The 22,005-nt window shown below is 61.9% G+C and carries 25 protein-coding genes, 2 tRNA genes, 1 pseudogene and 1 riboswitch; of the genes and pseudogenes, 14 read left to right on the forward strand and 14 right to left on the reverse strand.

Annotation, left to right across the window (positions count from 1 at the left end):
* Positions 1-56 precede the first annotated feature (56 nt).
* Entirely contained in the window at positions 57-1,307 is a 1,251-nt protein-coding gene (locus GKR99_01325) for an MFS transporter (GenBank protein NKB26260.1), read from the forward strand.
* A 153-nt stretch (positions 1,308-1,460) separates the two neighbouring features.
* On the opposite strand, the gene GKR99_01330 is transcribed toward GKR99_01325, so the two are convergent.
* Positions 1,461-1,841, reverse strand: coding sequence for a VOC family protein (locus tag GKR99_01330; protein NKB26261.1), 381 nt, complete (start codon positions 1,839-1,841; stop codon positions 1,461-1,463).
* A gap of 91 nt (positions 1,842-1,932) precedes the next feature.
* On the opposite strand from GKR99_01330, the gene soxR reads away from it, so the two are divergent.
* Positions 1,933-2,379, forward strand: coding sequence for a redox-sensitive transcriptional activator SoxR (soxR, locus tag GKR99_01335; GenBank protein ID NKB26262.1), 447 nt, complete (start codon positions 1,933-1,935; stop codon positions 2,377-2,379).
* An 81-nt stretch (positions 2,380-2,460) separates the two neighbouring features.
* Here the strand turns inward: soxR and GKR99_01340 are convergent, their stop codons facing one another.
* A complete protein-coding gene (locus tag GKR99_01340) occupies positions 2,461-3,147 on the reverse strand; it encodes a response regulator (GenBank protein ID NKB26263.1) in 687 nt (228 codons plus the stop codon).
* A gap of 179 nt (positions 3,148-3,326) precedes the next feature.
* Here GKR99_01340 and ribA point away from each other — a divergent pair, with 179 nt between their 5' ends.
* The gene (gene ribA, locus GKR99_01345; GenBank protein NKB26264.1) at positions 3,327-4,403 is read left to right on the forward strand and encodes a GTP cyclohydrolase II; all 1,077 of its coding nucleotides are present in this window, start codon (positions 3,327-3,329) and stop codon (positions 4,401-4,403) included.
* An 80-nt stretch (positions 4,404-4,483) separates the two neighbouring features.
* Positions 4,484-4,795 carry a hypothetical protein gene (locus tag GKR99_01350; GenBank protein NKB26265.1) on the forward strand — a complete coding sequence of 104 codons (312 nt, stop codon included), beginning with the start codon at positions 4,484-4,486 and terminating at the stop codon, positions 4,793-4,795.
* A gap of 58 nt (positions 4,796-4,853) precedes the next feature.
* Here GKR99_01350 and GKR99_01355 read toward each other — a convergent pair whose 3' ends face one another.
* The gene (locus GKR99_01355) at positions 4,854-5,060 is read right to left on the reverse strand and encodes a hypothetical protein (protein ID NKB26266.1); all 207 of its coding nucleotides are present in this window, start codon (positions 5,058-5,060) and stop codon (positions 4,854-4,856) included.
* On the opposite strand from GKR99_01355, the gene GKR99_01360 reads away from it, so the two are divergent.
* A complete protein-coding gene (locus GKR99_01360) occupies positions 5,006-5,131 on the forward strand; it encodes a hypothetical protein (protein ID NKB26267.1) in 126 nt (41 codons plus the stop codon). The two genes, GKR99_01355 and GKR99_01360, sit on opposite strands and share 55 nt — an antisense overlap.
* Here the strand turns inward: GKR99_01360 and GKR99_01365 are convergent.
* The 4 genes from GKR99_01365 to GKR99_01380 all read right to left on the reverse strand — a co-directional run bounded on the left by GKR99_01365 (position 5,128) and on the right by GKR99_01380 (position 7,721).
* Positions 5,128-5,775, reverse strand: a complete 648-nt coding sequence (locus GKR99_01365; GenBank protein NKB26268.1) for a YggS family pyridoxal phosphate-dependent enzyme — start codon at positions 5,773-5,775, stop codon at positions 5,128-5,130. The two genes, GKR99_01360 and GKR99_01365, sit on opposite strands and share 4 nt — an antisense overlap.
* Before the next feature lie 105 nt (positions 5,776-5,880).
* Positions 5,881-5,954 (reverse strand) — tRNA-Gly (locus tag GKR99_01370).
* Positions 5,955-6,579: 625 nt separating this feature from the next.
* Positions 6,580-7,455, reverse strand: coding sequence for an STAS domain-containing protein (locus GKR99_01375; protein ID NKB26269.1), 876 nt, complete (start codon positions 7,453-7,455; stop codon positions 6,580-6,582).
* A gap of 190 nt (positions 7,456-7,645) precedes the next feature.
* A tRNA-Lys gene (locus GKR99_01380) sits at positions 7,646-7,721 on the reverse strand.
* 133 nt (positions 7,722-7,854) lie between these two features.
* On the opposite strand from GKR99_01380, the gene GKR99_01385 reads away from it, so the two are divergent.
* The 7 genes and pseudogenes from GKR99_01385 (at position 7,855) to GKR99_01415 (ending at position 14,137) form a co-directional block, all read left to right on the forward strand.
* A complete protein-coding gene (locus GKR99_01385; protein ID NKB26270.1) occupies positions 7,855-8,691 on the forward strand; it encodes a diaminopimelate epimerase in 837 nt (278 codons plus the stop codon).
* Positions 8,688-9,932, forward strand: a complete 1,245-nt coding sequence (gene mtaB, locus GKR99_01390; protein NKB26271.1) for a tRNA (N(6)-L-threonylcarbamoyladenosine(37)-C(2))-methylthiotransferase MtaB — start codon at positions 8,688-8,690, stop codon at positions 9,930-9,932. Before GKR99_01385 ends, mtaB begins: the two co-directional genes overlap by 4 nt.
* Positions 9,933-9,936: 4 nt before the next feature.
* Positions 9,937-10,584 (forward strand): FMN-binding negative transcriptional regulator, encoded by a 648-nt coding sequence (locus GKR99_01395; protein NKB26272.1) that lies wholly within the window; start codon positions 9,937-9,939, stop codon positions 10,582-10,584.
* A pseudogene (locus GKR99_01400) lies at positions 10,571-11,157 on the forward strand (glutathione S-transferase). Before GKR99_01395 ends, GKR99_01400 begins: the two are co-directional and overlap by 14 nt.
* 206 nt (positions 11,158-11,363) lie before the next feature.
* Entirely contained in the window at positions 11,364-11,951 is a 588-nt protein-coding gene (gene petA, locus GKR99_01405; protein ID NKB26273.1) for a ubiquinol-cytochrome c reductase iron-sulfur subunit, read from the forward strand.
* Between the two features lie 12 nt (positions 11,952-11,963).
* Entirely contained in the window at positions 11,964-13,307 is a 1,344-nt protein-coding gene (locus tag GKR99_01410; GenBank protein ID NKB26274.1) for a cytochrome b, read from the forward strand.
* A 14-nt stretch (positions 13,308-13,321) separates the two neighbouring features.
* Entirely contained in the window at positions 13,322-14,137 is an 816-nt protein-coding gene (locus tag GKR99_01415) for a cytochrome c1 (GenBank protein NKB26275.1), read from the forward strand.
* A 57-nt stretch (positions 14,138-14,194) separates the two neighbouring features.
* On the opposite strand, the gene GKR99_01420 is transcribed toward GKR99_01415, so the two are convergent.
* From GKR99_01420 to GKR99_01430, 3 genes are read right to left on the reverse strand one after another with little or no spacing between them, the layout of a single operon-like run.
* Positions 14,195-14,887, reverse strand: a complete 693-nt coding sequence (locus GKR99_01420; protein NKB26276.1) for an ATP-binding cassette domain-containing protein — start codon at positions 14,885-14,887, stop codon at positions 14,195-14,197.
* Positions 14,874-16,448, reverse strand: coding sequence for a thiamine/thiamine pyrophosphate ABC transporter permease ThiP (locus tag GKR99_01425; protein ID NKB26277.1), 1,575 nt, complete (start codon positions 16,446-16,448; stop codon positions 14,874-14,876). The genes GKR99_01420 and GKR99_01425 overlap by 14 nt, the downstream gene beginning before the upstream one ends.
* Complete coding sequence (locus GKR99_01430) at positions 16,424-17,410, reverse strand: thiamine ABC transporter substrate binding subunit (protein ID NKB26278.1); 987 nt, start codon at positions 17,408-17,410, stop codon at positions 16,424-16,426. The genes GKR99_01425 and GKR99_01430 overlap by 25 nt, the downstream gene beginning before the upstream one ends.
* A gap of 35 nt (positions 17,411-17,445) precedes the next feature.
* A riboswitch (TPP riboswitch) is annotated at positions 17,446-17,543 on the reverse strand.
* A 73-nt stretch (positions 17,544-17,616) separates the two neighbouring features.
* On the opposite strand from GKR99_01430, the gene GKR99_01435 reads away from it, so the two are divergent.
* Positions 17,617-18,060 carry a GNAT family N-acetyltransferase gene (locus GKR99_01435; protein NKB26279.1) on the forward strand — a complete coding sequence of 148 codons (444 nt, stop codon included), beginning with the start codon at positions 17,617-17,619 and terminating at the stop codon, positions 18,058-18,060.
* Between the two features lie 68 nt (positions 18,061-18,128).
* Positions 18,129-19,229 carry a chorismate synthase gene (gene aroC / locus GKR99_01440; protein ID NKB26280.1) on the forward strand — a complete coding sequence of 367 codons (1,101 nt, stop codon included), beginning with the start codon at positions 18,129-18,131 and terminating at the stop codon, positions 19,227-19,229.
* Between the two features lie 259 nt (positions 19,230-19,488).
* Here the strand turns inward: aroC and GKR99_01445 are convergent, their stop codons facing one another.
* The 4 genes from GKR99_01445 to GKR99_01460 form a co-directional block, all read right to left on the reverse strand.
* Positions 19,489-19,905 (reverse strand): thioredoxin, encoded by a 417-nt coding sequence (locus GKR99_01445; GenBank protein ID NKB26281.1) that lies wholly within the window; start codon positions 19,903-19,905, stop codon positions 19,489-19,491.
* Positions 19,906-19,920: 15 nt separating this feature from the next.
* Positions 19,921-20,634 (reverse strand): cytochrome c biogenesis protein CcdA, encoded by a 714-nt coding sequence (locus tag GKR99_01450; GenBank protein ID NKB26282.1) that lies wholly within the window; start codon positions 20,632-20,634, stop codon positions 19,921-19,923.
* Between the two features lie 60 nt (positions 20,635-20,694).
* Positions 20,695-21,573 carry an EamA family transporter gene (locus GKR99_01455; protein NKB26283.1) on the reverse strand — a complete coding sequence of 293 codons (879 nt, stop codon included), beginning with the start codon at positions 21,571-21,573 and terminating at the stop codon, positions 20,695-20,697.
* 69 nt (positions 21,574-21,642) lie between these two features.
* Positions 21,643-21,933: an HU family DNA-binding protein gene (locus GKR99_01460; GenBank protein NKB26284.1), complete on the reverse strand. Its 291-nt coding sequence runs from the start codon at positions 21,931-21,933 to the stop codon at positions 21,643-21,645.
* Between the last annotated feature and the right edge of the window lie 72 nt (positions 21,934-22,005).

The following is a 22,005-nucleotide window of genomic DNA, read 5'->3' on the forward strand; positions in this document are numbered from 1 at the left end:
CCGCCGAGGTCGCGCCACAACCGAGGTTGTTTGACATCCTGCCAGCCGGGCGCGACATCTGGGATATGCTTCTGACCCGCAACCGCAACTATCGCTTGCTGTTCTCTGCCACCGCCGTTTCAAATCTGGGCGACGGGATATCCGCGCTGGCCTTTCCGTGGCTGGCCACGTTGCTGACCCGCGATCCTTTGCTGATTGGGCTGGTTGCCGCCGCTGGAAAGCTGCCGTGGTTGTTGTTCGCGATACCTGCCGGTGCCATCACCGACCGTGCGGATCGACGCGCCTTGATGGTGCGCGCAGATGTGTTCCGCCTGCTGCTGACTGTGGGCGTCATTGCCCTGATCCTGTCTACGCCTGCCTTGCCACTGGTGGGCAGTGCGCTGCCCTATATCCTTGCGCTGTCCGGTCTTGCCTTCCTGTTGGGTTCCGCCGAAGTCCTGCGCGACAATGCCGCCCAGACTGTGCTTCCCTCGATCGTGCCAAAGACCGACCTTGAAAACGCCAACGGCCAGTTGTGGAGTGTCGAACAGATCACCGGTCAGTTCATCGGCCCGCCGGTTGCAGGATTTCTGATCGCGCTGGCAATTCCCCTGCCCTTCGGCGTCGATGCGGTCACATTCGCGCTGGCGGCCTGGCTGGTCTGGTGCATTGCCCTGCCCAAACGCCCACCGCGCACCGCGACGACCAGCTTGCGGGCTGAAATGGCCGAGGGCTGGGCCTGGATGAAAGCGCACCCGCTGATCCTGCAACTGGCGTTGATGCTGGGCATCGTCAACTTTGTGTCGATCATGGGGCTCACGATTCTCGTGCTTTATTCGCAGGAAATCCTTGGGCTTGGCGCGGCAGGCCATGGCATTCTGCTGACAGCGGGTGCGGCTGGTGGCGTTGTCGGCGGTCTGATCTGTCCGCCGCTCATCAAGCGGCTTGGGACGCAGCGGGGCATCTGGCTGGCGATGGCACTGTTCCCGTTGCCCTTCGTTACAATGTGGCTGACCAGCAACCCGTGGATTGTCGCCATCGCCCTGTTTGTCGAGATGATTGGCGCGCTGCAATGGAACGTCATCACCGTCTCGCTGCGCCAGCGGGTGATCCCGGATGAGTTGTTGGGCCGGGTCAACAGCCTTTACCGTTTCTTCGGTTGGGGCGCGATGCCGCTGGGTGCTTTCGCAGGCGGCGCGCTGGTCGCGCTTTTAGAGCCCGGTTTCGGGCGCGAGGCGGCCCTGCGCGGCGTCTACCTGATTGCAGCCCTCGGGATGGGGGCGATGTTTGCCTATGGGTTGGCGCGTTTGCGTCTGCCCGCCTCCTGAGCAAAAAAAATGCCCGGCACAATGGCCGGGCAAGTCCAACAGGGAGGATCCATGCCATTGCCCGGGCACAGTCTTCGGGTCGTCTGAGTCTTCATAGAACAGCGAATCGTTCCGATTTGATGAACTTTCTGCGGCAATCTTGTGATAATTGCCTCAGTCGTACTGCACGGCCTCGTACTCGATCCCGTCTGTATCGTGGAAATAGAAGCGGCGACCGGGTTCGTAATCCGCATGGGAATGTGTCTCCAACCCCTCGGCTTTGACGCGGGCTTCGGTTGCATCCAGATCGTCCACGACAACGCCGACATGGTTCAGGCCCGACAGCGTCCAATAGCTGCGCGGTTTCGCGGCAGGGTCGGACCCCGACGCATAAAGCGCCAGATACGTTTCCTCAGGTCCGACATGGAGCGAAGTTCCGTTGTGGATCGAATCCCCCTGCCAGCGGATTTTCCACCCGAACACCCGGTCCAGCATCGCGGCTGTCGCATGGGGGTCGGTGACTGTGTAGTTCACATGTTCCAATCGTGCGGCCATGGCCTTTTTCCTTTGTATTGCATTTCTGATTTGCTCTTTGTAATTCCTCAACCTAACTTGAGGTCAACAGTTTTTTTCGAAAGATATCAACATGGCAGAGATCACAATCGGCGCAATGGCGCGCCGCACCGGGCTGGCGGTTTCGGCTATACGGTATTACGAATCCCAAAGTCTAATCGCACCCAACCGCAATGCCGGCGGGCAGCGCCGGTATCCGAAATCCGACATCCGCCGCCTGTCCTTCGTGATCATCGCGCAAAAGCTGGGTTTCACCCTGACGCAGATACGTGAGGTGCTGACCCGCCTGCCCGAAGCGCGCACCCCGACCGAGGCGGATTGGGAGCGCATTGCCAAAGCTTTCCGGGCCGACCTCGACGCGAAGATTGACACGCTGACCCGTCTGCGTGACGACTTTGGTGGCTGCATCGGCTGCGGGTGCCTGTCGATGAAACGCTGTGCGCTGTTCAATCCCGCCGACCAGGCCGCCGCCAAAGGCCCCGGGCCGCGGTATCTTTTGGGTGACAGGCCGGAAACATGACAAAAAAAGGCCCGGCGCTAAGGCCGGGCCAGTCCAACAGGGAGGGTCTGCGTCGTAACCCGGACGCAGGGCGGGAACGTGTCAGGCGACGAGGCGGTAACCGCCACTTTCCGTAACCAGAAGTCGTGCATTCGACGGATCGGGTTCAATCTTCTGGCGCAGCCGATAGATGTGCGTTTCCAGCGTATGCGTCGTCACCCCGGCGTTATAGCCCCAGACCTCGTGCAGCAGGATATCGCGGGCGACCACGCCTTCCGTCGCCCGATAGAGGAACTTGAGAATGTTCGTCTCTTTCTCGGTCAGCCGGATTTTCTTTTCTTCCTCATCCACCAGCATCTTCTGCGCGGGCTTGAACGTATACGGCCCAAGCTGGAATACCGCATCCTCGGATTGTTCGTGCTGGCGCAGTTGCGCGCGGATGCGGGCCAGAAGAACCGGGAATTTGAAGGGCTTGGAGACGTAATCGTTCGCGCCGGCATCCAGACCCAGGATCGTATCAGCGTCAGAATCATGGCCCGTCAGCATCAGAACCGGGCATTTCACCCCGCCTTTGCGCATCAGGCGGCAAAGCTCGCGCCCGTCGGTGTCGGGCAGACCGACGTCAAGGATCACCAGATCATAAAGCGCCGCCTTGGCCTTCACCATTGCATCGGCCCCGTCGACGGCTTCGAACACATCGAAGTCCTCGGTCATGACCAACTGTTCGCTCAGCGCTTCGCGAAGATCATCATCATCATCGACCAGCAGAATTTTTTTCAGGTTCGCCATCTCGCCCTCCGGGAGTTTCCGCCTTGATGTCCCTACAGATGCGGTGAAGGTGCGGTCAGGGCAAGATTTGTGGCAAACCTCTCACGCGGACGTGTCGCGAGCGCGGGTTTTGTTTCAATTCACCCCCTCAAAGCGCTATTGCAGCGCCACGACATGTAACGAAACGCCCGAGGGGGACCATGGGCCTGTCACTGAACTCTGCCGAACGTCTGGCCCGTGCGCGCACCGATTTGCGCGCCGGGGTGCCGGTTGTGTTGCAGGATGATGGCGGGGCATCCCTGATTCTGGCGGCGGAAACTGCAAGTGTGGATCGGCTGGCTGCACTTCGCGCGGCGGGTCAGACGGTTCTGGCGATCACCGAACGGCGCGCCACGACGCTGAAGGCGCGTGCATATGACCGCGATCTGGCGCGGATTGCGTTGCCATCGGATGCGGATGTCGCCTGGGTTCGGGCCATGGCCGACCCGGCATCGGACCTAAGCCACCCGATGAAAGGCCCGTTTACCAGCCTACGCGACAGCCCGGCCAAGGTTCATCGCGCGGCGATCCGTCTGGCAAAGTCGGCGCATCTTCTGCCGGCGGTTCTGGTCGCCCCGCTGGCCGATCCTGCGGCTGCGTCAGAATTGACGTCACTTTCGCCAGACGACCTGGCCGCGTTGAGTGCACCCGAAGCGCTGTCCCAGATCGCCGCGGGGCGCGTCCCGCTTGTCGTGTCGGACGCCGGGCGGGTCCATGTGTTCCGCCCCGCTGACGGGGGCGAAGAACATTACGCCGTCGAAATCGGCGCACCGGATCGGGACGGTCCGGTCCTGACACGGCTGCATTCAGCCTGCTTTACCGGCGATGTGCTTGGATCGCTCAAATGCGACTGTGGTTCGCAGCTGAAGGCTGCCTTGCGCGCGATGGGGGACCAGGGCGCCGGTGTATTGCTGTACCTCAACCAGGAAGGGCGCGGTATCGGGCTGGCCAACAAGATGCGTGCCTATGCGCTTCAGGATCAGGGGTTTGATACGGTCGAGGCGAACCATCGCCTGGGCTTTGAAGATGACGAACGCGATTTCCGCATCGGCGCGTCGCTTCTGCGTGCGCTTGGGTTTTCAAGCGCGCGTCTTATGACCAACAACCCGGCCAAAGTCGAACGCCTGCGCTCCTGCGGCATAAATGTGGTCGAACGGGTGCCATTGGCTGTAGGGCGAACCAGTGACAACACCGACTATCTGGATGTGAAAGCGAAAAAGTCCGGGCATATTTTATGAGGTCGACTGATCTGGTCGTCACACGCTTGGGTGCGCGGTTTCGCGGCCGCCGCTTGCCCTGCGCCATTGGGCGCGGCGGGATGAGCGGTTCCAAATCCGAAGGCGACGGCGCAACCCCGGTCGGCGTCTGGCGGATCGTCGGCGCGAAATACCGCGCCGATCGCGTGTGGTGCAGGGCCGACACCGCTTTCCCGCTTTCCCCGATCAGCCCGGGTGATATTTGGTCAGACGATCCAGCGGATCCGGCCTATAACCACGGCCTGCGCGCGCCCGGCCACCGATTTTCACACGAACGAATGCGCCGGGGCGACCGGCTTTATGATCTGGTCCTTATGACGGACTACAACTGGCCGATTGTGTTGAAAAACTCCGTTTTAGGGCCTGAACGATGATTTTTCTTTCCATGCAGCCCGATCCTAAATTTTTGGCGCGGGGGTCGGCCCAAATCGCCTACATGCGCTCACGCGCAGCCATGCGCTGTCTCGTGGTCAAAGCTTTCCGACTATTTCGCTTCATAGGTTTTCGCAAGAAATCCGCGACGCTCTGATTTCGGAGTTTTTCAACACAATCGGCCGAATGCGAAACCTGGCGCCGGCTCTGCCATTTTCCTGCACCGCTGGCGCAAACCCCGCCACCCGACCGAAGGCTGTGTGGCATTCGCACCGAAAGACCTGCGCTGGATCGCCCAGAACTGGACGCGAACCTCTCGCCTGATTGTGCGCGGTTAGTCCCGCGCGCCGAAGATCGCTGAACCGACACGAACATGCGTCGCCCCGCAGGCAATCGCGACTTCGAAATCTCCGCTCATCCCCATCGACAGGCAGGCGAGCCCGTTGCGCGCGGCCATGTCGGACAGCATGTGAAAATGCGGTTTCGGATCTTCATTGGCCGGCGGAATGCACATCAGCCCCTGAACCGGCAGGTTCAGGTCGCGGCATTGATCAACGAAATTGTCCGTGTCCATTGGCAGGATACCGGCCTTCTGAGGTTCCGCCCCGGTGTTCACCTGGACGAACACATCCGGACAGGTGCCCATTTCATCGGCCAGCCGGGCAATGGTCCTGGCCAGTTTCGGACGATCAACCGAGTGTATTGCATGGAACATCGCCATTGCCTGACGCGCCTTGTTTGTCTGAAGCGGACCGATCAGATGCAGTTCCAGATCATCGCGCCCACCGCCAAGCTGTTCCCAACGCCCCTGCGCCTCCTGCACGCGATTTTCGCCAAACACACGCTGCCCGGCCTCAAGCACCACACGAACCCGATCCTCCGGCTGCATTTTTGACACCGCGATCAGCGTGACCGCATCCGCAGGCCGCCCACTGGCAATGGCAGCCGCTTCGATCCGGCCTTTGATATCGCCCAAAGACATGCCCCACCCCCTCTGACGGTTCCGCAGCTTTGTTACCCGCAAGCGCCGCCCGATGAAAAGCGCGCAAGCCCGGTTTCAGTTTTCGTAACAATACTGGAAATGACCTGGAGCGGGCGGCGGGAATCGAACCCGCATCTTCAGATTGGAAATCTGAGGTCTTACCATTACACAACGCCCGCGAAGCGAGTTAGGGGCTATTTCATTGGCTTTCAGGGGTCAAGCATGATGTCTAGATTGCCTTGCGCTTGTCACTCGAAGAAAACATTAGAAGACTGTTGAAAGCCCAGCCCCAGCAGAGCCCAGTGTTGGCAGGTTCATCAATCGCAACCTTCCAGACTGACGCCAACGGCCGATTGTGTTGAAAAACTCCGAAATCAGAGCGTCGCGGATTTCTTGCGAAAACCTATGAAGCGAAATAGTCGGAAAGCTTTGACCACGAGACAGCGCATGGCTGCGCGTGAGCGCATGTAGGCGATTTGGGCCGACCCCCGCGCCAAAAATTTAGGATCGGGCTGCATGGAAAGAAAAATCATCGTTCAGGCCCTAAAACGGAGTTTTTCAACACAATCGGCCCGAACCAGCCATTCATCGTGTCAGACTACGCCGCAGTGCAGCTTCACCGAACCGGCCATTCGCTGCGCCCGCGAGATCGCAGCGTGACCCGATGACTGGATCGCGCGACTCAACAGACATGAATGGCGGTAATGAACGTGCGGGTGGGATTTGGGCCTACCAATGCCGGTTCGTGACGCCATTGTCGTTATGGCGTTCGTCCAATTCAGCACCGACCCCAACGTTCTCGTGCTAACCCGTCGATATTGGGTGCATACTCTTGAGCGCCTGATCTGCTTGGTATTGGCTCAGGAAGACCTTGCCTGACAGATGCTCAAGAAAGTCAGAGCGGTGTAGGCGATCCAGAACTGGTCCCTTCACTTCGCTAAGATGAAGGTGAAGTCCAGCGTCTTTAAGTCGGTGGTCGATTTGCTCGAGGCTTTCCAGCGCCGAAGCATCGATGAAGTTTACAGCAGAGCACATCAGTACGACCTCACGGATTGATGGGTCCAGAGAAACAGCATCATTGATGGTGTCCTCCAAGAAGCGAGCGTTCGGGAAATAAAGACTCTCATCGATCCTGATCGACAAGACGCCCGGTGTCGTCTCTACCGTATGGCGCCTGACGTTTCGATAATGCTCTGTCCCAGGAACCTTTCCGACAACGGCAAAGTGCGGTCGCGATGTTCGCTTCAGGTGAAGTGCAAGCGAGGACAAGACCCCAATCGCGATACCAATTTCTACACCCAATGCCAGAGTTCCAAGAATTGTCCCGAGCATGGCTGTGAAATCGGCCTTCGAGTAGGTCCACGTTCGCTTGATTGTCTCCAGATCAATGAGTGACAGAACGGCGACGATGATGGTCGCGGCGAGCGTGGCTTTGGGTAGGAAGAACAGGAGCGGGGTCAGAAACAGGGTCGCGAACGCGATGCCTATGGCGGTGAAGGCGCCTGCTGCTGGTGTCCGTGCGCCGGCGTCGAAGTTCACGACAGACCGGGAGAACCCCCCGGTGACCGGGAAACCACCGGAAACGGCTGCGCCAACGTTCGAGGCACCAAGAGCGACGAGCTCCTGATCGGGGTCGATGCGCTCGCGGCGCTTTGCAGCAAGCGTTTGGGCAACGGAGATGGTTTCAACATAGGCGGCTCCACCATATCAGGTGCACGCGTCGCACGCGAATCTGATGCTCGTTTCGCAGTGGCATCAGTCACATTGATGAACATAGCGAACCGTCGCAAAGCAGAGCGATTAAAGAGACTAAAAAGAGACTAAAGTCGAGCCTCGGGCGTCAAATAGTTTGCTAAGTCATTGATTTCAGTGGTGAGCCGTGCAGGATTCGAACCTGCGACCCACTGATTAAAAGTCAGTTGCTCTACCAACTGAGCTAACGGCCCACTCGGCCCGACGACCTATCGTTGCGTCTTTCACCCGTCAACCCTGTATTCGGTGTGAATTCCGTTGGTTCCCGGGTGTGCGGGTGGGGTGGTGGGCTTTGCAAGGCAGCACGCAGGGAGTATATGCGCAATTATGGGCGAATCCTCGGCATATGCGGGCCTTGCATTTCGGAAGATGCACGGCGCTGGCAATGATTTTGTTGTGCTGGACCAGCGGTCTGGTGGCACTCCGGTCAGTGCCGCGTTGGCGCGCGCCCTGGGCGACCGCCATCGGGGCGTCGGTTTCGATCAACTTGCTGTTTTGTCGGGCGAATCCGGTCACTATCGGCTGTCGTTCATGAATACGGACGGATCTGTGTCGGGGGCCTGTGGCAATGCCACGCGCTGCGTTGCGGATTGGCTGATGCGTGCAAACGGGGTCTCAGAAGTCACGCTCACAACGGCGGCTGGCGCCCTCAGGGCGGTTCGCGAACCTTCGGGGCAGGTGGCGGTCAATATGGGGCAGCCCCGGTTCGAATGGAACGAAGTTCCGCTGGCCCGGGCGGTCGACCCGGCATCGCTGCCGCTGGATGGTGCGCCGATGGCTTTGTCGATGGGCAATCCGCACTGTGTTCATGTCGTCGATGATGCCGAAACCGTGGATCTTGCCGCGATTGGCCCGATGATCGAAACCGACGCTCTGTTTCCCGAGGCGACGAATGTCGAATTCCTGTCTCTGCTTGGGGCGGACAAGCTGCGGCTGCGGGTTTGGGAACGGGGAACTGGTATCACGATGGCCTGCGGTTCGGGTGCCTGCGCGGCTGGCGTGGTTGCCGCCCAAAAGGGCCTGACCGGCCGCCGGGTTGAAATCGTGGCCGACGGCGGGATCCTGACCGTGGATTGGCGCGAGGATGGTGTCTGGCTTGCAGGGCCGACCGCGCATGTGTTTGACGGCGTGCTGTCCGACGATTTCCCGGGCTTGCCGCTTTGACCCGGATTTCCACCCACGGCTGCCGGCTGAACGCCTATGAGTCCGAGGTTATGGGCAAGCTTGCCGGTCAGGCCGGGCTGGACGGCGCGATTGTGGTCAACACCTGCGCGGTAACGGCCCGTGCGGTGCGTAAGGCGACACAAGATATCCGACAGTTGCGGCGCGACAACCCCAAGGCGCGGCTGATTGTCACCGGCTGTGCTGCCCAGACCGAGGCGGCACGTTTCGCCGCCATGCCCGAGGTTGATGACGTGATCGGCAATGCCGAGAAGATGCGCGCAAACACCTGGCAGGGTCTGGCGGGTGGGTCCGGCGGTACGCAAGTCTCGGACATCATGGCTGAAACCGCTGCCCCTGCGCCGCAGATCGACGGGCTCGGCACCCGGGCGCGCGCCTACGTGCAGGTTCAGAACGGTTGCGATCACCGCTGCACGTTCTGCATTATTCCCTACGGGCGCGGCAATTCACGCTCGGTACCCGCAAAGACCGTTATCGAACAGGTCGCGCGCCTTGTGGATCGTGGCTTTAATGAGGTTGTTCTGACCGGCGTCGACATGACCAGCTGGGGCGCAGATCTGCCCGAGACCCCGCGCCTTGGCGATCTGGTACAGGCGATCCTGCGCGGCGTGCCGGACCTGCCGCGCCTGCGCATCAGCTCCATCGATTCAATCGAAGTGGACACGGCCCTGATCGAGGCGATCGCAACCCAGCCCCGCCTGATACCGCATCTGCACCTGTCGCTGCAATCGGGCGACGACATGATCCTGAAACGGATGAAGCGGCGGCACCTGCGTGACGATGCAATTGCGTTCTGCGAACAGGCGCGGGCGCTGCGTCCGGATATGACATTCGGCGCAGACCTGATCGCCGGGTTCCCGACCGAATCCGATGCGATGTTCGACAATTCAATGAAACTGATCGCAGACTGCGGGCTGACCTGGCTGCACATCTTCCCTTATTCGCAGCGCCCCGGAACCCCGGCGGCGCGGATGCCGCAGGTGGATGGCGCGACAATCAAGACCCGTGCGGCGCGGTTGCGTGCGGCGGGCGAGGCGGCGGTCGATCGTTATCTGGCAACGCTGCCCGGAACGGACCAATCGGTCTTGATGGAATCCGCCACCAAGGGGCGGACAGCGCATTTTGCCGAGGTTACCCTGTCCACCCCTCAGCGCTGCGGGGCAATCGTCAGATCCCGTATCACAGGGCAGGACGGCGCGATGCTTTTGGGTAGGGCTGCCTGATCCAATGCACCCAAATCCCGCCTTTCGTGGCGAAGCTGCCAGCCGCCACATTGCTCTTGCCCGGTCACGCAGTTTTGGCACGCTGCTGCTGAACGGTGCCGATGGACCACTTGCGGCCCATGTGCCGTTCCTTCTGGATGCAAAGGCCGAAACGCTCGACCTGCATCTGGTACGTTCAAACCCGATCCTGCGCGAGCTCACATCCCCACAGACGGCGTTGATCGCGGTGGCAGGGGCGGACGGGTATATATCGCCCGATTGGTACGAGGCGCCCGATCAGGTGCCGACATGGAACTATGTGGCGGTGCATCTGCGCGGAACTCTGGTACGCCTGCCCGATGACAGGCTGACCGATGTGCTGACCCGCCAGTCCGCCGAATACGAAAGCCGCCTGGCCCCCAAGCCGCCCTGGACCATCGACAAGATGACGCCGGAAGCGCTGGCCAGGATGCTGCGTATGATCGTGCCATGCCGAATGACGCTTGCGTCGGTGGATGGCACCTGGAAGCTGGGCCAGAACAAGCCCGACGCGGCGCGTCTGAACGCGGCTCGTGCCATCACCGACAGCGATTTCGGGCAAGAGGTTGCTGAACTGTCCCGCCTGATGCTGACCCCGAATTATCCAACGGAGACGACCAATGATTCTGTATGACAACCCCGCTTCACCATTCTGCCGCAAGTTGCGCATCGTGCTGTTGGAAACCGGCCAGCACGATGATGTAGAGCTGCGCCCGGCCATCGGTCACCCCCTGGACAGCGGCAAGATGCCAACCGAGGAAAATCCGCTTGGGAAAATACCGACGCTGCAACGCGAAGACGGCTCGGCACTGTTTGACAGCCGGGTGATCTGTCGCTTTTTCGATGCGCGCGCCAATGGCGGGCTTTATCCCGACGCGCCGATCTGGGACGTGCTGACGCTTGAGGCGTTGGGCGACGGGATCAGCGATGCTGCGGTCGCCATGGTCTATGAGGGGCGCACCCGCCCCGCAGACAAGCAGAACCCGCCCTCGGTCGAGGCGCAGTGGGCCAAGATCGAACGCGCGCTGGACACGTTAGAGGGTCGCTGGACCGCGCATCTGTCAGGCGCGCTGGACATGGGGCAGATCGCCTGCATTGCAGCACTTGGCTATGTTGATTTCCGACTTGCGGATCGGGACTGGCGCGCTGGGCAGAAGCGATGACGGCGCGTCCATCTGTCGCCTCAACGCTGCCGCATGCGCCATAGGCCTCATTCGCTGATATTTCCGCTGGCCAGGGCGCGCCCTGCGTTGCGGCGAATTCGGTGAAACGACCAAATCATTCCCCTGCGCCCGTTTGTCCGCTGGACGCCCCTTGCAGGGGCAGCTAAACAACGCTCGAATATCCGCTGCGCGCGTCGCGGCGGGTCGGGATTCGCCCTGCTTTCAAGGGCCGCGACGATGGAGAGATCTTTTGTCCCACGCAGACGACCACGACGGCACACGCCGCGACTTCCTTTACTATGCCACCGCTGGCACCGGCGCTGTCGTGACCGGCGCTGCCGTCTGGCCGCTGGTCAACCAGATGAATCCGTCTGCCGATGTTCAGGCACTCAGCTCGATCCGTGTGGACGTGGCCGAGGTTCTGCCCGGCACCCAGCTGACCGTGAAATGGCTGGGCAAGCCGGTGTTCATCCGCCGCCGCACCCAGGAAGAGATTGACGCCGCCAATCAGGTCCAGATGGACGAGCTGATTGACGATCAGGCCCGCAACGCGAACCTGCCCGATGGCGACAGCGCGGTTGATGCCAACCGTTTCCTGACGCCCTTTGGCGAAGAAGACGCTGGCCCGACCGGCGAATGGCTGGTGATGATCGGCGTCTGCACGCACCTTGGCTGCGTGCCGCTGGGTGACGGCGCCGGCGACTTCGGCGGCTGGTTCTGCCCCTGCCACGGGTCGCACTATGATACCGCCGGGCGCATCCGCCAGGGCCCCGCACCGACGAACCTTGCCGTGCCGGTCGCGGCCTTCATCGACGCCACAACGATCAAACTGGGATAGGGGAGAGAACGCATGTCCGGTATCCCGCACGACCATTACGAACCCAAGACTGGCGGCGAAAAGTGGCTGCACAAGCGCCTGCCTGTTGTCGGCTTGCTCTATGACACGCTGATGATCCCGACGCCCAAGAACCTCAACTGGATGTGGATCTGGGGCATCGTGCTGACCTTCTGCCTGGTGTTGCAGATCGTTACCGGCATCATCCTGGCGATGCATTACACGCCGCATGTGGATCAGGCCTTCGCCTCGATCGAGCACATCATGCGCAACGTCAACGGCGGCTTCATGCTGCGGTATCTGCACATGAACGGCGCCTCGCTGTTCTTCTTTGCAGTCTACCTGCATATCTTCCGCGGCCTCTACTACGGCAGCTACAAATCCCCGCGTGAGGTGACGTGGATCATCGGCATGCTGATTTACCTGCTGATGATGGCCACCGGCTTCCTGGGCTATGTCTTGCCATGGGGTCAGATGTCGTTCTGGGGTGCCACGGTCATCACCGGCCTGTTCGGCGCGATCCCCTTTGTCGGCGAACCGATCCAGACCTGGCTGCTGGGCGGTCCTGCGGTCGACAACGCCACGCTGAACCGCTTCTTCAGCCTGCACTATCTGCTGCCCTTTGTGATCGCCGGTCTGGTGGTCGTCCACATCTGGGCCTTCCACACCACCGGCAACAACAACCCGGCGGGCGTGGACGTGCGCAAAGGCTCCAAAGCCGAGGCGGAAAAAGACACGCTGCCGTTCTGGCCCTATTTCGTGATCAAGGACCTGTTCGCGCTGGTCGTGATCCTGACGGTGTTCTTCGCCATCGTCGGCTTCATGCCCAACTATCTCGGCCACCCCGACAACTATATCGAGGCGAACGCCCTGGCGACGCCGGAACACATCGTGCCCGAATGGTACTTCCTGCCGTTCTACGCGATCCTGCGGGCCTTCACCTCGGACGTCTGGGTTGTGATGCTGGCAAGCTGGGTGACCGGCGGCATCATCGACGCCAAGTTCTTCGGTGTGCTGGCGATGTTCGGCGCGATTGCGGTCATGGCGCTGACGCCGTGGCTCGACACTTCCAGCATCAAGTCGGGCCGCTATCGCCCGATGTTCAAGATGTGGTTCGCGCTTCTTGCGATCGACTTCGTGGTGCTGATGTGGTGCGGCGCGCAACCGGCCGAGGGTATCTATGGCATCATCGCGTTGATCGCGTCGGCCTATTGGTTCGCGTATTTCCTGGTCATCCTGCCACTGCTTGGCGTGATCGAAAAACCGCTGCCGCTGCCCGACACCATCGAAGACGATTTCCGCGCCAAGGTCAGCCATGGCACGGCCACGGGCGCGGCTGACGCGACCCCGGCAGAATAAGAGGGACCGGTATCATGATCCGCACAACCATCGCATCGGTCCTGACCGTATTTGCCCTTGCAACCCCCGCAATCCCCGCAGGCGGCGGAGATGGACATATCGAGGATGTCGATTTCTCCTTCGAAGGGCCCTTCGGCACTTACGACCAGCATCAGCTGCAACGCGGGTTGCAGATTTACACGGAAAACTGCTCGGGCTGTCACGGGCTGCGGTATGTTCCGATCCGCTCGCTGACCGAAAGCGGCGGACCAGCCCTGCCAGAGGATCAGGTTCGTGCCTATGCCGCCGAGCTTTTTGTCCCGGACGAGCGCGCGAACCCGAAACATTACGATCCGGTGAAAGAGGAATATGTGGTCACCTACACCTCGAATTTCCCGGCCAACCCGACAGTAGGCGCGCCCGACCTCAGCATGATGGCAAAGGCGCGCGCCGGGTTCCACGGGCCCTATGGCCTTGGCCTGAACCAGCTGTTCAAGGGCATGGGCGGGCCAGAGTACATCGTTGCAATCCTGACCAGCTATACGGGTGAGGAAAAGACTGTCGGCGATACGACTCTCTACGAAAACACCGCCTATCCCGGTGGCTGGATTTCGATGTCGCCACCGCTGTCAGACGGCGCGATCACCTTTGAGCCCGAGCATGCAAATGACGTTCATCATCTTGCCGAAGATGCGGCGGCCTTCCTGATGTGGGCGGCTGAGCCCAAGCTGGCACAGCGCAAGCAGGCCGGCCTGGTCGGGGTGCTGATGCTGGCGATCCTGTCAGTGCTGCTCTACCTGACCAACAAGGCGCTTTGGGCGCCGGTGAAGAAGCGCGCCAAATCCGCCTGACATCGCCTGATCGGATGAAATGAAAAAACGCGCCCCGGTTTGCCAGGGCGCGTTTTTCTATCCGAGGTATGCGGCCAGTGCCGCAGGCGGGTTCGAAAACAGCGCGCCAGTGTCTTCTGGCGGATGCGCCACCCCATCGGCAACAAGGATCGTCTGGCCCTTCAATGCCCGCGCATCCTCGGGATCATGGGTGACCATCAGCAGGGTGGCGCCAATCTCTGCAATCAGATCCAGCAGCAGCGCCAGCATCTCGTCCTTCAACGCCGGACCCAGCGCTGCGAAGGGTTCATCCAACAGCACCAGCGGTTCCGCCCGAAGCAACATCCGCGCCAGCGCCACCCGGCTGCGTTGCCCCCCTGAAAGCGCGCCGGGTTTGCGATCTTCCATCCCGGACAACCCCACCCGCGACAGGCTGGCGCGCACACGGTCGCGTTCCGCCGGCGTCAGCCGCAGCGAGGGGCGCAGCCCCAGCGCGATGTTCTGGAAGGCGCTCAGATGCGGGAACAGGTTGCCATCCTGAAACAACAGGCTGATCGGGCGCGCGCCGGGGGCCTGTCCGGTCAGCAGCGTGTCGTCCCAAAGAATACGCCCCCCGGTCGGTTCGACGAAGCCCGAGATCAGATCCAGCAATGTCGACTTGCCCGCCCCCGACGGGCCGATCACCGCTACGCGCGAACCGGCCTGGACCGTCAGATCGGCGCTCAGCGTCCAGTCGCCACGCGTCAGGCGCACCCCCTCAAGCGTCAGCATCCGTCTGTCCCCCCCGATCAAATACCCAGAATACCGCCAGGCTAAGCATCAGCAGCAACAGCGCCGCCGCCGCCGCATCCCCGGTCCGATAGGCCGCCATTAACCGATAGAGGGTCAGCGGCAGCGTCGCCCCCTCCGGGTCTGCAAACAGCGCGACAACGCCAAGATCGCCCATCGACAAAGCCGCCGCCAACCCGGCGGCAAACCCCAGCGGACGGCGCAGGCGCGGCAACCACAGCAGCCGCAATCGGGCAAACCCGGTCAGGCGCAGGCTGTCGGCAAGGCGGCCATAGCCGCCCTCGACCCCAGCAAGGGCAGGGGCCAGAACACGCAGCGCGAACGGCAGCGCCATCGCCGCATTCACCAACGCCGTGACCGGCAAGGCCAGCGCCACCGGATTGGCAAAGGGAAAGATGACGATGAACAACCCCGTCCCGATCACCAGCGGAGAGGCGGCGATTGTCAGATACCCCAGCCCCTCAACCACCTTACCGCCGCGCCCGCGCAATCCATGCGCCATCGCCGCCAACGGCAGGGCCAGTGCCAGCGTCAGCGCTGTCGATGCCAGCGCCACCAGGATCGAGCGGCCAGCCGCCGCGAATACCGGCGCAGGCAGGCTCAGCAGGCCGGGCAGGCCGCGCAACACGATGGTCAGCAACGGCAGCAACAGAAACAGCGACACCAGCGCCAGAAACAGCGTATCCTGCAACCTCGCAACCGGCCCGGCGGCATCCCAGCGCCGGGCAACCCGGTCCAACCCGCCGCCCTGATCCGCCGGGCGCGACACCCGCAGCGCGATCAGCGCGGCGGTGCCTGACACCGCCACCTGAAGCAGCGCCAGCAATGCCGCGCGCGACAGGTCGAAATCGAACCGGAACGCCTGATAGATCGCCAATTCGATGGTGGTGGCGCGCGGCCCTCCGCCAAGGGTCAGGGCCACTGCGAAACTGGTCGTGCAGATCAGGAACACAGCCATCAGGGCGCCTGGCACGACCTCTCGCAACACCGGCCACTCGATGTGGCGGGCCACGTCGCGAGAGGTGAAGTTCAGCGAGGCCGCCAATCGGAACCGTTCCGCTGGTACCGCCATCCAGCCTTGCAGGATCAGCCGCACCGCCAGCGGCAGGTTGAAGAAGACATGCGCCAGCACCACGCCGTGCAGCCCGAAGATCGAAAGTGGTGGCAGGCCCAGCCAGCCCAGCGCCTGACTGGCAATCCCACTGCGACCAAAGACGGCCAACAGCCCGAAGACGGCGACAATCACCGGCAGGATGAACGGCGCGCCCAGCAGGGTGATCAGCGCACCACGCCCGCGAAATTGCCGCCGCGCCAGCGCGCGCGCCACCGGAATCGCCAGCCCGACGCTGATCACCGCCGACAAAACGGCCTGCAACAGCGTGAAGCGCAGCGCCGCCCAGTCGGACGGTTTCAACCCGCTCCAGACCTCGGCGCGCAGGGCGACGGCGGCGATAGACCCAAGGACCAGCAGCAGGATCACCCCAGCTGCCAGCCCCCCAATCAGCGCGACGCGCGGGGTTACTGGCCCAGCGCGTTCAGCCATTCGTCCAGCGCCGCATCGCGCACCGCAGGTGCGTCACCCGGGGCGACCAGCAAGGACGTGCCGTCACGCGGCGATCCGAACCCTTCGGGCAGCCCGCCCGCCGGGGTCACCGCCGGGTACATCCAATTGGTCGTCGGGATCGCGCCCTGAAACCCTTCGGACAGCATGAAAGCAAGGAAGGCGTCCGCCAATTCCGGCTGATCGCCAGAGGCAAGCTTCCCGGCCACCTCGATCTGCAGGTAATGCCCTTCGGCAAACTCTGCCGCCGCCTTGGTGTCATCCTCCTCAGCAATCCGGTGATAGGCGGGTGAGGTGGTGTAGGACAACACCATGTCCGCCTCGCCCTCAAGGAACAGGCCATAGGCCTCGGACCAGCCTTTGGTGACGGTGACGATGTTGTCCGACAGGTCGGCCCAGACCGACCCGGCCTCGTCGCCATAAGCTGCCTTGACCCACATCAGCAGGCCCAGACCGGGGGTCGAGGATCGCGGATCCTGGATGATGACAGACACATCCGACGCGCCCAGTGCCCGAAAATCGGCAGGCGGGTTCACCAGTTTGCCCGTGTCATGGACAAAGGCGAAATAGCCCCAGTCGAAAGGCAGGAACAGCGGATCATCCCAGGCGATGGGCAGGCTGAGGCCTTCGGGCGTCACGCCATGGGGCGCAAACAGGCCGGTGCCCGCAGCTGCCGCCGTCAGGTTGGTGTCGAGGCCCAGCACCACATCCGCCTCGGATCGCGCGCCCTCCAGTCGGATACGCGCCAACAGGGCAGCCCCGTCGCCAGAGCCGACGAATTTCAGGTCGCAGTTGCAGACCTCTTCAAACGCAGCCTCGACCACGGGGCCGGGGCCCCAATCGGACACAAAACTGTCATAGGTCAGCACGGTCAGGGTCGGCTTGTCCTGCGCGAACACAGGTGTTGCTGCCAAAAGCCCTGCCGCAAGGAATAGGGTACGCATTCTCACTCTCCTTGGTGGCCGGACGAAGGATCGGGTGAGGAATGCTCGACCTTCCCTCCGCCGGTATTAACCGGTTCAGGTTCGACGGGTTCGCTTTCGCATCTCAGCCCAATGGGCCCCCCGAGGTATTGTCTTCTTAGGTGCCGGGGCATCTTTCGGCAAGGGGGAGTCTTGCGGACGCGCGCGCCGTGGGTTTTGATCGTCTCATGGCCGAGGTTTCGATCAGAAAAGCGCAGCACGCTGATGCCGCCGCAGTCCGACACGTGATCCGTGCGGCCTATGCGCCCTGGGTGAGTCATTTGCCGGATCTGCCTGATGTTAGTGCCGGCGTGGTTGACGACATCGCTGCAGGCCACGTCCATCTGGCCGAGCAGGACCAGACCGTAATCGGTTGCCTGATCGGGTGGGCGACAGACGCCAACTTTCACTTGGCCAATATCGCAGTGGCGCCAGATCATGGCGGCAAGGGCGTCGGCCGCGATCTGATGCGGTTTGCCGAGACGCTGGCGCGGGCCTTGGGATGCCGCGAAATGCACCTGGCCACGCACCGCAAGATGTCCGCCAACGTCGACTTCTATCAACGTTTGGGCTGGACGGTCAGTGGGGCTGTGGGCAACAAGGTGACGATGATGCTGGCTTTGGATCGCTAGCCAGATTGGTGCAGCCGCTTCCATCCGCATTGTGATGCCTTTAGAGGAACATGCAAAGGAGCCGCGCGATGAGCCTGAACACATTCGGACATATCTTCCGTGTCACCACCTGGGGCGAAAGCCACGGGCCGGGGCTGGGCGCAACGGTTGATGGCTGTCCGCCGGGCGTGCCGCTGAGTGAAGGTGACATTCAGGTCTGGATGGACAAGCGCAAGCCGGGGCAGAACAAATACACCACCCAGCGGCGCGAGGCGGACGAGGTTCAGATCATGTCCGGCGTTTACGAGGGGCGAACCACCGGCACCCCGATCCAGCTGATGATCCTGAACACGGATCAACGCTCCAAAGACTATGGCGACATTGCCGAAAAGTTCCGCCCCGGCCACGCCGATATCACCTATTGGCAGAAATACGGTATTCGCGATCCGCGTGGCGGCGGGCGGTCTTCGGCCCGCGAAACGGCGGCGCGGGTGGCGGCGGGCGGGGTGGCAAGGGCAGCGCTGGCAGCGCTGGTGCCGGACCTCTCGATCACCGGCTATATGGTGCAAATGGGCGATCAGGCCATCAACCGTAGTGCCTTTGACCGGGATCAGATCGCACAGAACCCGTTCTGGTGCCCCGACGCCAAGGCGGCGGCGGGCTGGGCCGACTATCTGGACGGGCTACGCAAATCCGGCAGCTCGGTCGGTGCGATGATCGAAATTACGGCGCAGGGTGTCCCGCCGGGGCTGGGCGCGCCGGTCTATGGCAAGCTCGACACCGATCTTGGGGCGGCGATGCTGTCAATCAACGCCGTCAAAGGGGTCGAGATTGGTGCCGGAATGGCCGCCGCGATGCTGACCGGAGAGAAGAACGCGGATGAGATTTCGATGGGCCCGGACGGGCCGGTCTATTCGTCAAACCACGCTGGCGGCATCCTCGGAGGGATATCAACCGGGCAGGATGTCGTGGTGCGCTTCGCGGTCAAGCCGACGTCGTCTATCCTGACCCCGCGCAAGACCATCACCAAAGGCGGTCAGCCGACCGAGATCATCACCAAAGGTCGCCACGACCCTTGTGTCGGTATCCGTGCCGTTCCGGTGGGCGAAGCGATGATGGCCTGCGTGCTGCTGGATCATCTGCTGCTGGACCGCGCCCAGACCGGAGGTCGGCGCGGCCCAATTGGCTGAGTTCGCGTTGTTGGGTTTTGACTTAAGTGGACGTTGGCCAAATGTGCGAACAACGCCCGGAATCAAGCCCGCAAGGGCGCCGGGCGATCGCCTGACCGTCCCGCGGGCAGGCGATTTAGATGGGTCGCGGAACCTTCTTATCTTAGAGTTACCGCTGAACCATAAATTGCCATACAGACATGCTGCATCGCCTACCCCCGGTCAGGCGTTCGCCCAGCTTGGTGATTGATTACCTACGCCCGCCCCGGCTAAAATACCCTCAGCTGGTCGCAGCGTTCAGCGCGGCATCCATCAGCCCCTGGATCTGCGCCCGGCCTGTTCCGGCCACGATGCGCCCAATCTCATGATTGCCTTTCAGCGCCACCAGGGTCGAGCGGCGCGGGATCTTCAGCGCTTTGGCCAGATCCGACCGACCATATTTGTCCCAATCCACGTTGATGAAGCTGATCGCCTGCTCATACGCCGGGTTCGCGGACTTCAGGGCATTGATCGTGCGCTCCTGACTGGCGCAGGTCGAACACCAGGCAGCCTTGAAATCCAGGAATACGGTCTTGCCCGCAGCCAGCTCTGACTGGACCAGACCGGGCTTGTAGTTCTTGGCGGCCATTGCGGCGGCGGGAACCATTGTGGCGGCGGCTGTAGCGCTTGCTGCAATCAGAAAGTCGCGACGTTTCATGTGGATACTCCTTGGTTAAATGGAAACAGACAGGTCGATCAGCCAGGCAGGCAGGTTTTGCACGGCCCAGGCCTCGGCCAGGTGGTGAACTTTGAACAGGATGCCAAGACCGACCAGGACGAACACCGCCCCCATGATCGGGCGGGCCTTACCGGCAATCGCGCGCATCGTGGCCTGACGGCGCAGGATGACGGATCGCGCGCCATAGCCAAGTGCGATGATGATCGTCGACACGCCCAGCGCGAAAGACATCATGATGGCGGCGGCCCAGCCGATGCTTTCGCCCTGACTGGCCAGCGAGATTGCGCCGCCCAGTGTCGGCCCGATGCAGGGCGACCAGACCGCGCCAAGCAGTACGCCGGCCAGAAACTGCCCGCGCATACCGCCCTGTTCAAGATCGTCGATCTGCGAATCCGCACGGCCGGAAAACCCAGCGGTTGCCGTGGCGAACCCGGCAGAAAAACGCGGCACCAGAAGGATCAGACCGAAACCGACCATCAGCACCGCGCCAGCCTGGGCGATGGTTTCCTCGGTAATACCCAGGCTATAGCCGACAACCGTGACGCCAAGGCCAAGGACCACGAATGACAGGCTCATCCCTGCGGCGATGGCCAGCGGCCCGTGACGACTAGCCTGCAACGCCGTGGCCAATACGATGGGCAGGATCGGCAGGACGCAGGGGTTAATCAGCGTCAGCAGTCCGGCGGCATATCCCAGGATCAATTCCATGGCGATTGGCATAGGGCCAAGCCCCTGACCTGTCACATCAAATGCACGTCAGAGAATGTGTCAGGTATGTTTATGGTGTCTGACCTTCGCCATCTGCACCGCCAGAATGCCCAGCATGATGATGACGACGCCAAGAAGATCCGCCGCGCGTACGGCTTCGTTCAACAGAATTGCAGCGATCAACACCCCGAAAAATGGGTTGAGAAAATGGAATGTGGCGGCGCGCACCATGCCGATCCGGTCGACCAGATGGAACCAGACCAGCGTCGCCGCCAGCCCGGGGATCAGAGTGGTGTAGACAAAGGCAAGAACCAGCGGTGTCGACAACGTCACACTCGGGTCCTCCAGCCACAACCCAAACGGGGCCAGCACCGCCGCCCCGACCAGCATCTGCAAGCCGACAATCATCAGCATGTTCTTTCCACCGCCCGTGCCGCGCACCGCAAGGGTCGCGAATGTCAGGCCAAGCACCCCAATGCCTGTCAACGACAGGCCGAACAGATCGACCCCGGCGCCGATCCGTGTGCCCATGATGATCACCACGCCGATGGTGCCCGCCACCAGACCGGTAAACCCCAGCAGGCTCAGCCGTTCCCGGAAAACCACCCAACCCGCCAGCGCCACCAAAAGCGGCATGGTCGATGCCACGATGGAGGCCAGCGATGCCTCGACCGTCTGCATCGCGACAAAGTTCAGCCCCAGGTAAATCGCGTTCTGGCATACCCCGAACAGCAACGTCGCCCACCATTGCCCCCGGCTGAGGGTCCACGACTGGCCCAGCGCGCGCGCAATCGCCACACCGATCAGCCCGGAAATCAGGAAGCGTAGCGCGAGCGCGTTCAACGGCGGCGCGTCGGCCACAATGATCCGCGCCGAGCTGAAGGCCGAGGACCACATCACCACAAAGGCCAGCCCCATCAGAATTGCGCGGACATCCATGGAAACGCTCTATACAAAAAAAGGCCGCCCGCAATGGGCGACCTTTCTGGTCAGTTCGTCAGGGCCGGATCAGCCGTTGACGCTGTCTTTCAGAGCCTTGGCGATGGTCATCTTGACGACCTTGTCGGCATCCTTGTGGATCTGCTCGCCCGTGGCGGGGTTGCGGACCATACGGGCCGGACGTTCGCGGCAATAGACTTTGCCAACACCCGGAAGCGTCACGGCACCGCCGCCTGACACTTCGTCGGTGATGATGCCGGTGATGGCGTCCAGCGCTTCACCAGCGGATTTCTTGTCGGTGTCCATCCGCTCAGCCAGTGCGGCCACCAGCTGGGTTTTGGTCATCGGTTTGCTTGCCATGATATCTCTCCTCATGCGGCCCCCTATACTTGGGGCTCACCTTGCCACAATAGCCTTATATATGGGGGTTCC

It is taken from the genome of Paracoccaceae bacterium (assembly GCA_012103375.1).
Classification (GTDB): Bacteria; Pseudomonadota; Alphaproteobacteria; order Rhodobacterales; family Rhodobacteraceae; genus WLWX01.